The organism is Bradyrhizobium ingae, assembly GCF_055791185.1.
Genome location: NZ_JBVUBB010000010.1, coordinates 150847 through 167101 on the forward strand (window position 1 = coordinate 150847; position 16255 = coordinate 167101).

The 16255-nt window shown below is 56.9% G+C and carries 13 protein-coding genes and 2 pseudogenes; 2 read left to right on the forward strand and 13 right to left on the reverse strand.

The genetic code is table 11. The annotated features are described in order from the left end of the window. Positions 1–570: 570 nt before the first annotated feature. The 3 genes from ACV1FX_RS17560 to ACV1FX_RS17570 form a co-directional block, all read right to left on the reverse strand. A complete protein-coding gene (locus tag ACV1FX_RS17560; RefSeq protein ID WP_473118793.1) occupies positions 571–957 on the reverse strand; it encodes a type IV toxin-antitoxin system AbiEi family antitoxin domain-containing protein in 387 nt (128 codons plus the stop codon). Between the two features lie 110 nt (positions 958–1067). Further along, positions 1068–1727, reverse strand: coding sequence for a GNAT family N-acetyltransferase (locus ACV1FX_RS17565; protein ID WP_473118794.1), 660 nt, complete (start codon positions 1725–1727; stop codon positions 1068–1070). Between the two features lie 766 nt (positions 1728–2493). Next, positions 2494–3177 carry a helix-turn-helix domain-containing protein gene (locus ACV1FX_RS17570; protein WP_254103531.1) on the reverse strand — a complete coding sequence of 228 codons (684 nt, stop codon included), beginning with the start codon at positions 3175–3177 and terminating at the stop codon, positions 2494–2496. Between the two features lie 440 nt (positions 3178–3617). Between ACV1FX_RS17570 and ACV1FX_RS17575 the strand changes: the two genes are divergently transcribed. Next, positions 3618–3986 (forward strand): hypothetical protein, encoded by a 369-nt coding sequence (locus ACV1FX_RS17575; RefSeq protein ID WP_473118795.1) that lies wholly within the window; start codon positions 3618–3620, stop codon positions 3984–3986. A 633-nt stretch (positions 3987–4619) separates the two neighbouring features. Here ACV1FX_RS17575 and ACV1FX_RS17580 read toward each other — a convergent pair. From ACV1FX_RS17580 to ACV1FX_RS17615, 8 genes and pseudogenes are all read right to left on the reverse strand, one after another. After that, positions 4620–5232: pseudogene (locus ACV1FX_RS17580) on the reverse strand (LbetaH domain-containing protein). A 98-nt stretch (positions 5233–5330) separates the two neighbouring features. Then, a complete protein-coding gene (locus ACV1FX_RS17585) occupies positions 5331–6020 on the reverse strand; it encodes an ABC transporter ATP-binding protein (RefSeq protein WP_473118796.1) in 690 nt (229 codons plus the stop codon). Beyond that, positions 6007–6753: an ATP-binding cassette domain-containing protein gene (locus ACV1FX_RS17590; RefSeq protein WP_473118797.1), complete on the reverse strand. Its 747-nt coding sequence runs from the start codon at positions 6751–6753 to the stop codon at positions 6007–6009. Before ACV1FX_RS17590 ends, ACV1FX_RS17585 begins: the two co-directional genes overlap by 14 nt. Next, a complete protein-coding gene (locus ACV1FX_RS17595) occupies positions 6750–7766 on the reverse strand; it encodes a branched-chain amino acid ABC transporter permease (protein WP_473118798.1) in 1017 nt (338 codons plus the stop codon). Before ACV1FX_RS17595 ends, ACV1FX_RS17590 begins: the two co-directional genes overlap by 4 nt. A 4-nt stretch (positions 7767–7770) precedes the next feature. Beyond that, positions 7771–8634: a branched-chain amino acid ABC transporter permease gene (locus ACV1FX_RS17600; protein ID WP_473118799.1), complete on the reverse strand. Its 864-nt coding sequence runs from the start codon at positions 8632–8634 to the stop codon at positions 7771–7773. An 80-nt stretch (positions 8635–8714) separates the two neighbouring features. Then, positions 8715–9950: an urea ABC transporter substrate-binding protein gene (locus tag ACV1FX_RS17605; RefSeq protein ID WP_473118800.1), complete on the reverse strand. Its 1236-nt coding sequence runs from the start codon at positions 9948–9950 to the stop codon at positions 8715–8717. Between the two features lie 265 nt (positions 9951–10215). Further along, positions 10216–11052, reverse strand: coding sequence for a phosphodiesterase (locus tag ACV1FX_RS17610; protein ID WP_473118801.1), 837 nt, complete (start codon positions 11050–11052; stop codon positions 10216–10218). Between the two features lie 29 nt (positions 11053–11081). Further along, positions 11082–12254: a cobalamin-independent methionine synthase II family protein gene (locus ACV1FX_RS17615; RefSeq protein WP_473118802.1), complete on the reverse strand. Its 1173-nt coding sequence runs from the start codon at positions 12252–12254 to the stop codon at positions 11082–11084. A 970-nt stretch (positions 12255–13224) separates the two neighbouring features. Between ACV1FX_RS17615 and ACV1FX_RS17620 the strand changes: the two genes are divergently transcribed. After that, positions 13225–14130 carry a LysR family transcriptional regulator gene (locus ACV1FX_RS17620; RefSeq protein WP_473118803.1) on the forward strand — a complete coding sequence of 302 codons (906 nt, stop codon included), beginning with the start codon at positions 13225–13227 and terminating at the stop codon, positions 14128–14130. 204 nt (positions 14131–14334) lie between these two features. On the opposite strand, the pseudogene ACV1FX_RS17625 reads toward ACV1FX_RS17620, so the two are convergent. Together ACV1FX_RS17625 and ACV1FX_RS17630 are read right to left on the reverse strand one after the other, a co-directional pair. Then, positions 14335–14813: pseudogene (locus ACV1FX_RS17625) on the reverse strand (EAL domain-containing protein); the annotation flags it as partial. Between the two features lie 1041 nt (positions 14814–15854). Then, complete coding sequence (locus ACV1FX_RS17630) at positions 15855–16112, reverse strand: hypothetical protein (RefSeq protein ID WP_473118804.1); 258 nt, start codon at positions 16110–16112, stop codon at positions 15855–15857. Positions 16113–16255: the final 143 nt, after the last annotated feature.

Here is a 16255-nt window from a genome sequence, read left to right on the forward strand (position 1 = left end):
CAACATGATTGCAAATGCCAGAATGAGAAGCAGGAACTGACGCATTCGACGAAGTTATCCCGGAAGCTGTATCGCAATTGTGAAGCTCATAACATCATGAGCTGAATGGGACTAAATAATATTGGCGCACAAAGGACTCGGAGGCTCGTTGAACAGCCCCTAGTTATTCGATTTCTTTGCTCGCGCCGCAAGTCGGCTACCCATCCTCAGATCACGCCGGAAAACTGCACTTTCGTCCGGAAGCAGCAGGATTGTTGCGTCGAATTCGACCAATTATTGATGTTTCAGGCAGTCACCGGACACTTTCCTCCCTGCTGCAATCGAGGGCTGTATGATGCACAGCCATGACCTTGTTTCCGCTAGCCTACTGGCGCTGACCGCGACGGGCCTCGCGCTGCTCTGCTCGAGCCTGCTCGCCTTCGCCTTCATTTGAAGTCAACGTAGCGTTCGCGCCTTGCGGCTTAAGGTTGGCCCGGCAACGATGGCTAACTCTCAAATGACTAAGAATCAAGAAAGCGCAAGTTGGATCCACGGCAACCGCGCGATCTCTGCCGGCGTGGATTTGCGCAGTCACAGGGCTTCTTTCATGGCCTGTGTCACCTGCGCGAACCCACCGGTGCTCTCGTAAGCCGCATGCTGGAATCGGGCGCTCCTGAAGAGATCGACAATAGTCTTTGCCGGTGAATAGATGCGGACAGGGACATTCTCGATCGTGTGGTGTTCGATGCCCTTGTCGAACACCTTGGGTCCAAAGCGGATGATTTCAATTCCGGGACGCTCGATCCTTGGCCGCCATTCGCGCGCTTTCAGGAAGGCTTCCAGGACATCCCCGTCCGACGCGGGTGTCCCACCCAACGCGGTCTCACCTGGATACGCATAAATCCCACCCGAAAGCTTCCTGAGTGTGCAGCTCTCAACCGATTCCCTCAAGGTGCCGGTCGACAGATCCCTACCCACGGGCCAAATCCGCCCGTCGACTGGCGTACCCCGGCTTCAAATGCCGTTTAAGTTCCTCGGGTGGCGGGCCGCGCGCTTCAGCAAGACGTTCGGCCTCGGCCCTGATCGGCTCACCGCCGGCGCCATGGACGAGGGTCCGCTCCTCCGAGAGCGTGCCCCGCGGCTTCCAACGCAAGTCTTACAGCCGTTGAATCCGGGCCGGAGCGGGACAGTGCGCGTTGCTGCCGAGAGTCCAATCGCGATCGCCCCTTAGCAATACCTTGCGGACGTGGGCTAGCGAGGCATTGTAGCGGCAACTTCAGGCGTGGGCCGATCTCTGCAAAGCCAGCCTTGAAGTACAATGCCAAGCTGGAGTTGCGGCTCCACATCGGCTGTTTGGGCGCCGCCAATTCAAGTTGGCCCCAGGCCTTTACCCTCCCCAGGCCTACGGCAGCCTCAATGAGACGCATCGCAACCCCTGACGATCGCTGGTCCGGCACCACGTAGAGTTCGGTGATCGTGGCGTACCTTCCGCGTGCGAAAAGAGCCGCGCTTTCCGACAACATGATGACGCCGACCGGGCGATCCTCGGCGAAAGCTAGGAACCCATAGATACGCTCTTCCATAGCAAGGAGTTCGGCTACAAGCTGGGTATCTGGTCCGGCTTGTACCTGGCCGCCGCCAAGTTCGGCGGCTAGGGCAGCAACCATATGGGTCACCGTTGGGGCGTCATCGACAGACACTTCGCGCGTCGTTACCATATGTGATCCTCCTCTGAGCTCAAGCAACATGGCATCCGATTAAGCGGCAGCATCGCGACCAGCGTGGTCGCCAGCGCGACCGCAAACGACGTTCCACGCGCCACTCGACTGACGAAGGCCAGCGCCGCTAACAGCAGTATCGCGCCTTGAGCGAAGTTCGGGACACCGGAGGCCTTGTAAATCAGCCAAGACTGATGGCGATTAGCAAATGTAGTCCCCCGGAGAGCAGCGCGAGAGCTATTAACCGACATCGTTGTCCAGTGGTGAAATCCTCTCAGACAATCTTCGAATGCGCGAGTCCAAGACAAACTCTTTTTGATAGGGCGAAGATAACCAGACCTTTGTATTTTCCCAGTAGACGCATCGATCCTTGCTCGCAGTGAAAAACACGGGCACGCATCAGGAGAGGACGAAATCGTGCAAGTCGCTGATAACCCCACGCGCGCAGCTGCTTTTGGCGTCCCGCTGGCTCATGCGTCCGCCGCGCGCGCAACCCGTTTAAGCTTCGTTCATTGCTTCTCTCACCTTAGCTGACGAAGCGGCCCGCCTCATTCATCGTCCAGTTCGCTGGTGGTATTCTAATTTGAATCCACTCGTTTTAGATCGGCCACCGAACACCGGTGCACGACGATATTGCTTCTTGAAAGCGCAGCGCTCGTCGAATTTGTTCAACTGTCGCTGGGAGCCGCTCGGCGAGCTCAGGCTCGGCGATCAACTGTCGTAATTGAAAGTCCGCGCTGGACGCGCAAATGCAAGATTCTCCTGCCACAATGCCAATCTCCAATTCCAATTGTAGCTAGTTGTGCAAGTCGATGCGCGCAAGCAATCCTCGGTCCAGGATCGCGATTTCGCGCTGAGTATTGCCGATGAACTCTAGAATGCCTGCCTTGTGCAGCTGAGACACCGCGCGCGAAACCGTTTCGAGCGTCAAGCCAAGGTAATCAGCGATATCGCGGCGGGACATCGGCAGCGAGATTATGCCGGCGGCGGTCAGACGCTCGTCCATTTCTAGTAAAAACGCAGCAACCTTCTCAAGTGACGTCTTGCGTCCCAGCAGGAGCATGTGGTTTTCCGCGTGCTGTAGGTTGCTAGTCGTCAGACCAAGTAGGTCGCGCGACACCAGGGTATCTTTCTCGGCCACCAGCTCGAGGCTTTGTCGTTTCATCAGGCGAAGAGTGGTCTCAACAACAGCTTCAGTTGTAAAGCGGTGCGTTCCACCGTTCCCGAGCCCAAAAATATCGCCAACCAAATGAAACGCACCGATCTGACGCCGACCGTCGGAGAGCAGTTTGTAACTCCGCACCGCACCTCGTGTTACGAGATAGACGTAATCGGCGGGTTCCTTTTCACCGTAGATTTCTTTCCCTTTTTTGTACGTGAACTCGCCTAGATTGACGATCGGGTTTGAGCCGCTCGCCAAGCCGAAGTCTTTGAGCGAGTTTGGGCGAGGCGTTTGGTCTGTCGTGATGCGAACAAACATCGGCCGGCTCCTAGATCAAAACCCAACTCGACTAAAAACTGTTGCGAGACAAGGTGCCGTGTCGCCGGCACGTCTAGCAGCGTTCAGCGACTCTAATGATGACATTAGTTTCCACAAGAATAGCAAGGCCGTCAACCTCGAGTGTTGAACAAGGCCAGATACAATCTGACGATAATGGATCGGTGGCTGATAGCTTGCGGCCTGGTTTTGAATCCAAGCTCACGGACCGTCGTGAGATCTGGCAAAGGCTACACTAACGATTTCCGGCGTCCTGAAGCTGTTTAAGGTGGAAATGCGTCGCCGTTCCGCAATAACTCGCCGTATCTCGACTTGACCGGATTTTCGGGCCTGTGAATACGCGCGAAGCATCGTTGAGGTGCATCAACAAAAGATCTGGTCGGCGATGCTATGCGAGTTCGTCTTCAAATATGGAGGCTGAAATGCATTATCGAGTACGATCAATTTTCGCCGTGGCCGTTCTTGGCTTGATACCGATCTCTGCAGAGGCCGCTTCAGAGTGCCCGGTCACCGGCGTCCAGTCGAGTTGGGGTGTGAATTCAAGTGGCTACTTCAGTGTTTCGGCCGGTGGCACATGTCTATTGCCGCTCAAAATGGACGGAGTGATTGCCGCTTCGACCATCTCGCAAAAGCCCGCACATGGGACGCTAAAGAAGCTGAATGTATCGACATACACTTACACGCCCAAGGCAGGTTACAAGGGCAGCGATGCGTTTGCCGTCAGCTTTACGGGAAAGGGCCCCTCGGGTTCGGGAGAGTCGGTAATCACAATGAACGCGACAGTTCAGTGACACGCGAGCCGTAGTCAGTTTGGTGATGGACCTGCTGGCCAAGCCTAACGTCGGGAGTGACCTTGCTCCCGGCGTTGCTCAAAGGCTGCCGATGAAGCAAGAGCACTGCCGTCTGCACATTCTCTTCCGCTCAGGAATCGGCGGGCGACGCGCTTCTCGCCGCACGTATTGACGAACATCAGGTACTTTCGTCGATTGTCATAAAATCGAAAGTTCTTCGTGGGTTCGACTTCGGTGATCGCTTGAACCTCGGGGCGCGCAGATTCAGTTCGTGCAGCGGACGACACGTTAGCCTCCTTCTTCATGATGGTAGGAGTGTCTTTCGCGACGTCACCGAGCCCTCGACCATGCACGGCTTGGCGGAGAACCGCCGCACGAGATCAGCCTCGCATTTCTGGCAGGGCGCCCCCCAAAACGGCGTTTGGCCTCCGGAATGAGCAACTGGAGAACCGTGCGCATTGTTGGCGCCGAGAGCAGCTGCCGCGCAACCGGGACTGAAGCGAGGGCGCCGCCTAGGCGAGCAATTGCGCAGCGGCCGACGGGAGCGAGTTCGGACCTCTGACAATCAGAAACCAGTTCCCTTGAAGCGATCAACGGCAAGACTCCAACCTGGCAAGCTCTCCCCCTTCGCATTTACTCAAAAAAATCTTCAATCGCCAGCTTGCGCAAATCCGGCAGCGCAGCCTGCAGACTTTCGTGAGTGATCCCAGTCCGACCACGCAAGCCTGGCGAGCCGCCAGGCGATATCATCCGAGAACCGTCGCCTGACGGTGCGAGCCGGATGGCCTGCGACGATTGTGTAGACCGGCACATCCTTGGTAAGGATTGCACCGCCAGCAACCACGGCACCAGTGCCGATGTTGCGGCCGGGAAGTACGATTGCGCCGTGACCGATCCAGACATCGTGACCGATCTGGACCTGATGCTGTCTCCGCCAATCGAAGAATTCTGCCTCGTCACTCTCGTTCGGAAAATAGGCGCTTGTCCGATAGGTGAAATGCGACTGGCCCGCGCGGTGCATCGGATGGTTGCCGGGGTTGATTCGGGCCATTGCCGCAATCGAGCAAAAGTTTCCGATTGTCGTGTAGGTGATCTGGGAATCGTTTTCGACGTAGGAATAATCGCCCATCGTCGCTTCTCGCAGGATCGTGGGCGCGCCGACCTCACAATATGCGCCGAGTTTTGTATCGTGCAGTCGTGCAGTCGGATGGACGGTAGGTTGGACTGAGACGGTTTTGGCGGCCATGGCGGCTCCGCAAATCAAAGGATGGGCACTCGTCTCGAACGGATTGACACTCGTGACCTGCAGAATCGCCGGACGGAAGGCCCGGCGCCGGCAAGACCTCAATCCGTCTCGAAGACACTGTCGGCGAGCAGTTCGGTCGGATTGCGTTCCGCCACGATCTGTCCCTTCTGGACGATCAGCGCTCGGGCAACCAGCGAGGCTAGGAAACTGAGATCCTGATCGGCAATGATCATGGCCGTCTTTTCCAGCCGGTGAATTGACGATAGGCATTCGGCGATTTCGTCAGTCACCGAGGGCTGAATGCCCTCTGTCGGTTCATCGAGCAGAAGAAGCCGCGGCGAGCGAACCATGGCGCGTGCAAGCGCCAGCAACTGCCGTTCGCCCCCACTCAACGCACCGCTAGGGCGAGCGAGAAGCTTTTCGAGCCTCGGAAAGAGGGACAATATTTCGGCAATCGGCTTTGCCTTTCCGGCACCGGGCATCATGCCCGCGAGCAAGAGGTTCTCCTTGACGGTGAGGCCAGCAAAACCCGCTCCACCTTGCGGCATGTAACTAAAGCCGAGACGACTACGTTGATGGGCGGGCAGAGCTTCGATGGCAACACCGTCCAGCACGATACGGCCACCTTGAACCGGCAACAGCCCCATGACAGTCTTGAGCAAGGTGGTCTTGCCAATACCATTGATGCCGATGATCCCGAGAATCTCATGAGCGCCGACATCAAAGCTTAAGCTACGCAGAACCTGTATTTTGCCGTAGCCGGAGACCAAGCGTTCACCTTTCAGCATGAATGGCGTCTTTCTTGCGGCCGAGATAGATATCTCGCACAGTCTGGTTTGCCTCGATCTTGTCCATGGTGTCCTCCACCAACACTTTCCCCCTGTGCAGGACAGTGACCCTTTGTGCGAGACGGGCGATGAACTCCAGGTCGTGCTCGACCACGATCACCGTGGCGTGGGCGTTGAGACGTTTGATGATGTCGACGGTCTTCAACATCTCATCCCGCGTCATGCCGGCGGTGGGCTCGTCGAGGAGCGCGAGACGGGGATCGCTCGCGAGCAGTATGCCGAGTTCGCACCATTGGCGATGCGCATGCGAAAGCGTCACAGCCGGCTGCTTTGCGCGCCCGTCATCAAAGCCGATCTCCTCCAGTGCCAGCTCGACAACTCTGTCCAGATCGCGCTTGGGCAGTCCTCTTCGTAGGGCGGCGAGGCGGATGTTCTCCCGGACGTCCAGGTTAGGGTAGATGCTGGGAATCTGGTTTTTGATGGCGATGCCCAGGCGCGCAATGCGATGGGTGGCGAGGCCTTGCAGATTCTGGCCCTCGAACAGGACGTGCCCGCTGGTCGGCTGGTGTTGATGGGTGAGGCATTTGAAGAGTGTGCTCTTGCCAGCGCCGTTCGGGCCTATGAGGCAGCGGATTTCGCCGGCGGTCACGACGAGGTCGACGCCATCAACTGCGGCAACACCGCCGAACCGCTTAACAAGGCCTTTCGTAGCGAGAATGGCTGAGCCGCTCATGCCGGTTCCTCCGTCCGCCTCATGATGCCAGAACGGCTCTGGAGCCTAGGTCTCGACAACTTAAGAATCATCGGCAGCAGGCCTTGAGGGGCGAGCAGCACGAACAGGATAATCGTCGCGCCGAAAATGAGCTCCGTATTGAAAATCTGGTTGGCGCCGAGCTGGCTGCCGAGAAGCTGGAAGCCGAAGCTTGCCGCGACGGGGCCGATAAAGGTCCCGAGTCCGCCGGCGATCACCCACAGAACGAATTGCGAGGCTTGCGGAAGATCGAAAACATTCGGACTGACGAAACCCATGACCGCCGTGTAAAGTGCTCCACCGAGCCCCGCGATGGCAGCACTCACGGCAAAGCCAACGAGCTTGTAGGCGCGGATGTCGTAGCCAAGTAGCTCGCTCCGCAACTCACTTTCGCGGATCGCCGTCATGATAAGCCCGGCATCGCTCGAACGCAGGAACGAGAGCAAAATGTAAGCCCCTGCAAGCGCCAGAAAATAAATTGAGAACGTCACTTCCGTGGATAGAAATGCCTGCGGATCACCTGGCATATTGAGCGAGGGTACTGCCGTGATCCCATTGAAGCCGCCGAGAGGCACCGGACCGATATGAAATGAGGGATCGGCAGTCGACGTCATGAAGGAATAGAAAATCAGCGTCACGCAGAGCGTAATGACGCCGAGATAGACGTCGCCCAGACGGCTGAAGAACAGAAAGTAACCAAGAATGAGCGAGAATGCGACCGGCAACAGGGTTCCGATCAAAACGGAAAGCGTGCTGTCGCCGAGATTGGAGACCGCGATTGCATAGGCGTAGGCACCGAGACCGAAAAAGACCGAATGTCCGAGGTTGAGTATCCCCAGCGTCCCCCAGACAAAGGCGAGACCGAGCGCTGCGATCGCCATGGCCGAAAAGGCGGACAGATTGATGAGGTCGAGTGGCTCCAGAACGAACGGCCCAAAAGCCGCGAAGAGCACGAGAGCGGCTGGAAACAAGGCATGTTTGAGTCGGCGCAGCATGACGTTATCGGCCTCCGGTCCACAAGCTAGAGATGCCGGTCGGAAACAGGCGCAGGATGATCACGGCCAAAAGCAGCAGCGAGGCCTGGCCAACGACCGGCGTTGCGAAATAGGAGAGCAATGCCTCGACCGGTCCGAGGATCGTTGCGGCTGACAAAAAGCCGGTAATCAGCGCCCCGCCGCCGCTGATCACGGTGACGAAGGCGCGTGCAACATAGGCGGCGCCCATGTGAGGAAGGACGCCGGATATCGGCGCAAGCAACGCGCCGGCCAGGCCACTGATTGCTGTGCCGATGATGAAAGTGGTCGCATACACGCGATCACAATTGATCCCGAGGGTGGTCGCCATCTCCGAATTTTGCATCGCCGCCCTCGCGATCAATCCGTATTTCGTCCAGTGCAACACCAGAAGAGAACACACGACGAGCAGGGCTGTGATTGCAATCAAGAGAAGTTGGTAAGCACCGATGGAATAGGCTCCGATTGGAATATTGCCGAGCGGCGCGCTTACACCCATCGTTGTGTTGCCGAAGACGGCGGTCACCGCGCCAATCAAGAACAGGCTAAGCCCCCAGGTTGCCAACATCGTCGTGACCAGATGACCGTAGAGTCGACGAATGATGAGCCGCTCCACCACAGCTCCGATAATGCCGACGACCATTGGAGCGACGACCAGCATGGAGAGCCAAAGATTTACGCCGGCATGATTGGCGATCACGGTGGCGTATCCGCCTAGCATGATGAACTCGCCATGAGCAAAGTTGATCACCCGCATCATGCCGAAAATGATGGCGAGCCCCAAGCTGATCAGGGCGAGAAGGGCAATGGAATTGACCACCGCGAAGCACAATATGGCGAACTGGTCCATAGTCTATCCTGGTCTGCGAAGACTGAGACAGGCGAATAAGGAGGCGGCGCCGTCGAGACGGCGCCGCGAGCGCCGGCCACTTAGATCTGCGGCATCAGAAAATCGGTCTGCTTCGGATTGGTGAAGACGTTGCACTTGCCGCCATACGTATCAGGCGGAATCTGCTCGCTCTTCTCGATCAGGCTCCAGACGCGGTTCTTGACCTTGATGATGTGAACGTCTTGCGTCGTATTGTGGGTGGGGCCATCAGTGGTCATGACTCCGGCCGGTCCTTCCCACCGGATGCCGCTTTCGAGGGCCGCGAGAACTGATTCCCGCTCGAAGCTGCCGGCACGCTTGACGGCTTCCGCCCACAGCATGACGCCGCTGTAGCCGCCAAACACTTCGCCATTGATGTAGGGGTGGTTCTTACCGCCGACGGATTCAACCCTTGCCAGAAATTCCTTGTTCTTCGGCGTGTCGAGTTCCTGGAAGTAATTGTAGGCGACGATCACGCCGTCGGTTTCCTCTGGAGCAAGAACCTCGTGCTCATTGCCTGCGGCAAACACGATCGAGATGATCGGAATCTTGTTCAACATTCCGGCCGCCGCCCATTGCCGATAGAACGACATGGCCGGACCGCCAACGAGGCAGGAATGGACGATATCCGGCTTGGCGGCCTGGATTTTTGCGATGGCCGAGGTGAAATCCGTGACGTTCAGAGGATAGTAATCATCGGCCAAGACCTCGCCACCTTGGCGCTTGGCCATCACGTGGTTCCAGATGCCGAAATTGCGGGGCGCGTTGTAGTCCGAAGCGATATAGTAAAGCTTCTTGCCGAGATTCTTGAAGGACCATTCGAGCAGCGGAACCACCTGCTGGTTGCCGCCCGTATTGACGCAGAATGTGTTCTTCTCGCAAAGCCCGCCTTCATAGAAGGAGCCGTAGATGAAGGGGATCTTGTACTTGCGCAAGACGGGCCGCGTGGCTTCGCGCGCAGCGCCGCTGAGCGCACCCTGCACCATCACGACCTTGTCGTTGAGCGCCGCCTTCTGCGCATATTGCGGATATTTGTTGATGTCGGACTGGCAGTCGTAGACCTTGAGCTCGACTTTTTTGCCGAGCAGCCCGCCGGCGGCATTGATCTCCTCGACGGCCACTTTCATGCACAGATTCGACGGCACGCCGTAAATATCAAAAGGCCCCGATAAATCGTGCAGCGAGGCGATAGCGACGGTATCAGCTGCGGCCCAAGCACGGCCGGCAAATGAGCCGGCGATGGATGCAGCGGAGAGCGCGGTGGAAGCGCCGAGAAACGTGCGACGGGACAATTTCACGAGAATTCTCCTTCGGTTGCTCGAAAGAAGAGCCACGCTTTCTTCCGAGTGGTGCGTCTAACAGGCAAGCAAATAAGGCTGCGTCGCCACTTGGAAATGAGGCGCCGCACGTTCGATGATCTACATCTGCGGCATCAAGAACTCCGTCTGGTACGGTCGGGTAAAGAGGTTGCACCTGCAACGGTTACGAACAACCGCTCCGCCGGGGTTAAGCGACGGATGGGCATGGGTCACGGATGGAGGGGCTTAAGACCCCGCCGCGAAATCAGAGCTGAGATCGTCGCGCTATTGGAACGACTTGGCGCTCGACGGGTAGGTCCGGTTCGTACAGATACTTTGCGCTTGTATCGAGAAAATCATGGGTGTGGATGACCACGGCATCGGCGTTTAGGAAGGCGATCGCATAGGCCGGAGGCTCCATACTGCAGGGAATTCCTCGCTCGTAACTAAAATCGAGCCACAATTGGTGATTGAGCCCCCGCAAGGTGGAAAAGGGAATGTTTTGCCAGCTTCCGGTGATCGGGCGATGCACATGCCCGAAGAATAGATGGCGGATGGAATGCCCGGCGAGAATTCGTCCGAACGCTGCGCCATCGTCTAGCATGATGTCGTCCGCAGGCCTGAAGTGAACCGACAGGGGCGGGTGATGCATGAAAAGATAAATTGGCCTGCCGTGCGCCTCTTCCAAGCCTGCGCGCAACCACGCCTGGCGCTGTTCACAGTAGAGGCCGGCATGGCTATCTGATCGTTTGGTATCGAGGAAAAGGAAGCGTCCCGCCGCCGTGTCGAGCACGGACTGAACGAAGCCGAAATCGTCGACCGGAGCTTCGGGAAATACGCTACGGAAATTGGCGCGATCGTCATGGTTGCCCATGAGAAGCCGCACCGGCATCGGCAAGACCCCGAGCGCCTCGTGTAGGCGAGCGTAGGCTCTCCGCTCGCCATGATGAGCAAGATCGCCCGTGATGACGCAAAGCTCGGCATCTGCATGATGCTCAGCCACATCGGCCAAGCAGGCTGCCAAGCGCTCGCCTGGATCGCTGTCGAAGAGACGATCACCTGCTGGAACCAGGTGAAGGTCGGTTATCTGGATGATTTTCATGTGCGGTGTTTGCCAGCGGCTTTGCGCTTTCACGAGGCAATGGCTTGTTCGGAGCGCGTTGAGTTCGCGTTCCAGAGCCGGCGGGATGCAATCTCGGCGCCTTGCACAAGCGACTCGAGCTTGCGCCAGGCAATGTCCGGGTCGACGGTGTGAAAGGTCGCAAAGCTCGCGAAGCCGCAGTCCGTTCCAGCAATCACGCGCTCGCGGCCGACCAGATTGGCGTACTGCTCGATGCGCTGCGCGACGACTTCGGGATGCTCAATGTAGTTCGTGCAGGTATCGATAACCCCGGGTACAATAATCTTGTCATCGGGAAGCCGCGTTTCCTTGAACAGGCTCCATTCATGCGAGTGGCGTGGATTCGCCGCTTCCAGCAGAAGCGCCATTGGCCGCGCTTTGATGATGATATCGAAGATCTCGTGGAGATCGATGTCATGGTGATGCGGCGATTCATAATTGCCCCAGCATAGATGCAGGCGCATCCGATCGGCGGGAATGTCGCGCAGAGCATGATTGAGCACTTCGACGTGAAGAGCGATTTCCTTGCGGAACTCCGCCACATCCATTGGTTTTGCTCGAAAATGGCGACCGAGAGCCAAATCCGGACAATCAATCTGCAGGAGCAAGCCTGATGCAGCGACGGCATCGTATTCATGCTTCATCGCATCGCCCAGCGCATAGAGGTAGGCTTCCTGCGATGGATAATATTTGTTCGGCATGTAGTGTGCCATGATCCCCGGAGACGAAGCGTTCATAAACGCTTCCTCGACAGAAGCCGTGTTGAGTGCCGCCTTGAGATTGGCGATATCCGTCGCCACCGCCGCCTCTCCCTGGTACTTGAGAGGCCCCACGCAGGCGGGAGTCTTGATATCCAGACTGACCCGCTTTGCGAAATTCGTGAATTCCGCCAGTTCGGACAAGGCAAGCGGCTGATCAACGCCCGTCAAACCTGTCATTCGTTCGCGCGCATAGGTCGAGTAGGCGTATTTGCTCATCTCGCCATCATCGACAACCGATAGGTCGATACTCGCCTGCTTCTTGACGATGTCGACGACCGCTGAACTGATGCTGGCCGCCAGCAGCGGATCGCGGTCGGCGTCAAGTCCGCCTTTTTCTTTCGCCAGCAGCATCTCCTCCAACAGCTGCGGCCGTGGCAAACTGCCGACATGTGTGGTGAGGATGCGATCGGTGCTAATTTTCATTCGTCTCTCCTATTAATTGTGGCGAACTCGGCTGACGTCCCCCGTCCCCGCTTTTGCGGAGCGAGGATCACCTCCTTCACTCGTGATTTCATTGGGCGTGAGCGATGCGCTCTCTGTTACGAGCCGAGAGCGCATAGCGGCTTGTCGCCTGCTTCCGGAGAAGAGACGTAGCAAGCGTTGTTGACGCGTAAATGTCTTGATATTAGCCTTGCTAATAGAAGAAGTATTGCTTCTATTAAATGAGCTGGCTTCCAAATCGGCTCAGTATCGCCGTTGCCGCTTTTGTCCTGCGCGACGAGCCTGCTGATCGCAGTCAATCATCCCGGCCCGTACCACCGTTCTCGCTGAGAAAATCCAACGAACAGCTTTAATTGTCGGTACGCTCCGTTCCAAAGTGGTTCGCGGCTGGCACTATCATTTTAAGATGTTTCCTTCGCGCAGAGAAGTCGCTGCTAAGCTGAGGTTGTCTGGTTTGCCTATACGCGAGACTAACGAGCGAGGCTCCAAGCTCTGCTTGGAGAAGCAGCAGAAGTTTGACATTTCGTATACCATGTGATGTTCATTCCCAAGTACCACAGGAAGACTGTACGGCGAACCTGAGGCAATATCTTAGAAAGTTGCTTCGTCGATTTGTAATGCAGCAGCAGAGCTCGGTTGAGGAAGGGGATATGAGAACCTTCTGGGGGCCGGGAATACTCTGTTTTGACCGTCGGCCGAGACGAACCCGTGGGTAGAGAATGCATCAGGAAACAAGAGGCCGAAGTCACGCACCTTTATCCACTGTCCAGGTGGCACTGAGTCCCCCTTTAGGCGTCCTGATCAATTGGGGTTGCACTGGCGACGCCAACGTCGAGCTTGAGCGGCCCAACGGTTTTTGGGTCTGCCAGAGACAACGGACGGTGCGCGAAAAGCCCTTGCCCCCGCTTGGGAATGCGAATCCATCGCAATAGGATGAGCAGGCTTCGACAGCATGAAAATCAGTTCTCACCAGATTGTGGCCTTTACAGAGGTCTTCAGGCGGAGAAGCGTTTCGGAAGCTGCAGCCGTCCTCGGTGTCACCCAATCGGCCGTCACCCAGCACCTTGCCAAGCTCGAGCAACATATGGGGACGACACTCTTCATTCGGCATCGCACCGGGCTCGTACCTACAAAACCCGCTCAGGAACTGTTTGCGCTAACTGATCGCGTTCGCGTTCTGGAGCAGCTGGTCGCGGAGAAGATCAATGCTTACAATGACCTGTCGGCTGGCCATCTAACGGTGATCGCGAACGCGCCGTGTCCAGCGATGCCGATTATTTCCGAATTCAACCGACGTTTTCCCGCAGTGAGAATCACGTTTTCACTAGTGCCCTGGGAGCTTGCTAAGCAGCGACTTGAAGCGCGTGATGTCGATATTGCTATCATCACTGAACCTGATGACCTTGCCAGCCTATTCCACGTGGAGCTAAGCAAAACGCGGCTTGTGGCGCTCGTGCGGCGCGAGCATCGGCTCGCCTGCAGACCGACACTCAGTCTGGCTGAACTTGCACAAGAAAGGATCATTCTAACCGAGGATGGTTCTCTGACATTACGAGAAGTGGAAAAGGCCTGTCTTGAGAACAGTATAAATATGCCGAATGTTATTAAGATGGCGACTTATCCCGTTCTAAAGGAAGCCGTTCTGCACGGAATCGGGGTAGGTATACTTCTTCAAGATAGCGTTTTTCCGGCAGAGGAGCTCGTGTACAAGCCTGTCGATGAATTCTGCAGTGATTTCAAGACGTATATAGTCACGACATCGGATAAGAGACGCCTACGATGCGTGGAATCGTTCTTTGAAACCGTTCAGATCTCTATTGAGAATCAACCAAGCATTCGCCACGCCGAGACAGATTAGAAATCCTATCGCAGCCGCCTTGTGCGGACTTAAGGAACATCGTTCGAGGTGGTTGCTCCACGACGGCGCCTGTTAGAATACGCTCTTGGATGGTGAGCATCAAGTTGGTCACATGCCTATCTCGGGATTCATTCCGCTAGCAATGCAACAGCGCTGTACGCGGCGTCGCGCGGCATGATGGTCGCTCGGTTTGCCTAAGGCGTTTCAAGCGGCAGGCGTCGACCATTGCTTATTTTGATCGAGCAGGGCGAAGATGCGGTCCGCTGATACCGGCCGACCGATGAGATATCCTTGGACTTCATCACAGCTGGTTTGCCGCAAATACCCGAGCTGCTCGGTGGTCTCGACGCCTTCCGCGACCACGCCAATGTGTAGATCCTGCGCCAGCGTGATCATTGACTTTACGACAGCCGCGCTATCCGGCCGTGTCAGCATTTCGCGTATAAAGGACTGATCGATCTTGATGCGGGTATAAGGCAATTTTAGCAAATAGGTCAGTGACAAAAATGCCGTTCCGAAATCGTCAAGCGCAACCGTCCGCCCCCCCCCAATTGCAGGAGTGAATTCAGGATCGATGATGCCGGCCCGTACTTTGAAATCAGCATCGACTCCGTTATTTCGATTTCAAGACGGCCAGGGGCAACTCTGGCCTGCGCCAGGGCCTGCACGATTGCTTGCACGATAACGCGCCGCAAACCACGGCAGTTGCCCAGATCAGGGCATAGTTTCTGTTGGGCGAGTGCCAGAGAGCAATCGCAAGCACGGTCGCATTGCAGGCGTTGGCCAGCATTATGCCGAGGGAATAACCAAGTACGAGGGAGATCTGCTCCGCGCGAATGTCCCTGCGACCGCTTCATCGGTCGCCGGGCCGCCGAAAGCCGCCAGATCCCCCGCGAATAGCTTCGAGAGATACGAGCTCAGATACCCCGCGGGACTGGCTCTAACGTTGCCACCAGTGCTGGAAGGTCGCGGCAAACATTTGAGAAAAGATAAATTCTCGTAGTTCGCCACGTCCGGCGCGGCTGGGGTGGCCGAACTCATTATCTAGCGGTGGCTAAGGGGGCCGAGAGCTGGGCCGACCCCGTATCCTTTGTCACCGCAAACGCGGGGGCACAGTTCTGTGCTTTGCGTACTGACCTATTTTTAAGCGATCGCCGAATTCAGCTACCCGGCCATGATGGCAGCTTGTGCGCGCCCCTGAATTAGAGGGTAGGGCGGTATGAGATCGACCGTGCTCTACGAAAAGATCACGAACGCGTCGCAAGTTACGGCTGCCTACGCTGACGACTTTCTCTCTCGATCAGATGGGTAGGATGACGCTGCTTGTGCCAATCGTGGTTGCGCGACATCTGGCCGCTTTCCCGCGCCATGTCCGATAGAACGAAGCAATGCTGCGCGTTCACCGCAAGAAACGCACGATACGGACCGCAAGGGCAGGTCTAATGTTGCCAAGGCCAATAGAGGTGATGTGTGGGCAGGACGATCTTCGCATCCCTCTAGCCGATGTCCCATTCCCGAGACCTAAGTACGAGCGCTGGCGGCGGAAGGCGCTTGAGGCGGTGACCGACTGTTTTCTCGTCGGGCCAAGGCGGGACTGCTGCCCTCGCTCCTACGGAGCAATCGTGGGTGTTTCATGCGCAATCGTGACCTTGTGTCCGACAGCTTCCTGACTCTGACCGCGGTCGGTCTGGTGATGCTCTGCTCGAGCCTGCTCGCCTTTGCGTTCACTTAAAGCGACGCGCTCGTTGCGTTTTTGCGCCTTGACCAAGCAATAAGTGCCTGGCGGCCAGCAAGCCCAGCAGCACGGTGCCTGACACCGAAAACCGATTGACATTTTCGACCAGCTTGCGGGCAGCGGCTTCCGGGGGGGCAAAGGCGCGTTCGGTGGTCACCGCCAGAACTTGTGGTTCAGACAAGATTTCATAGCCGCGAGCCTCCGAACGTTGTGGAAAGACAACGCAGATGAAAACGGCATAGCTCACGCGCCATTGCAGGATGGCAACAGTTCTTTGGCTTTATCCAGTGCTTTTGCAGTCCGCCGCGGTAAGGCCGATCGAGGTGTTTCGAGGCTAGCCCCTCAGAAACAGGTCTGGCCCGGATCAATTTGAAGGACATTGTCCAGGTT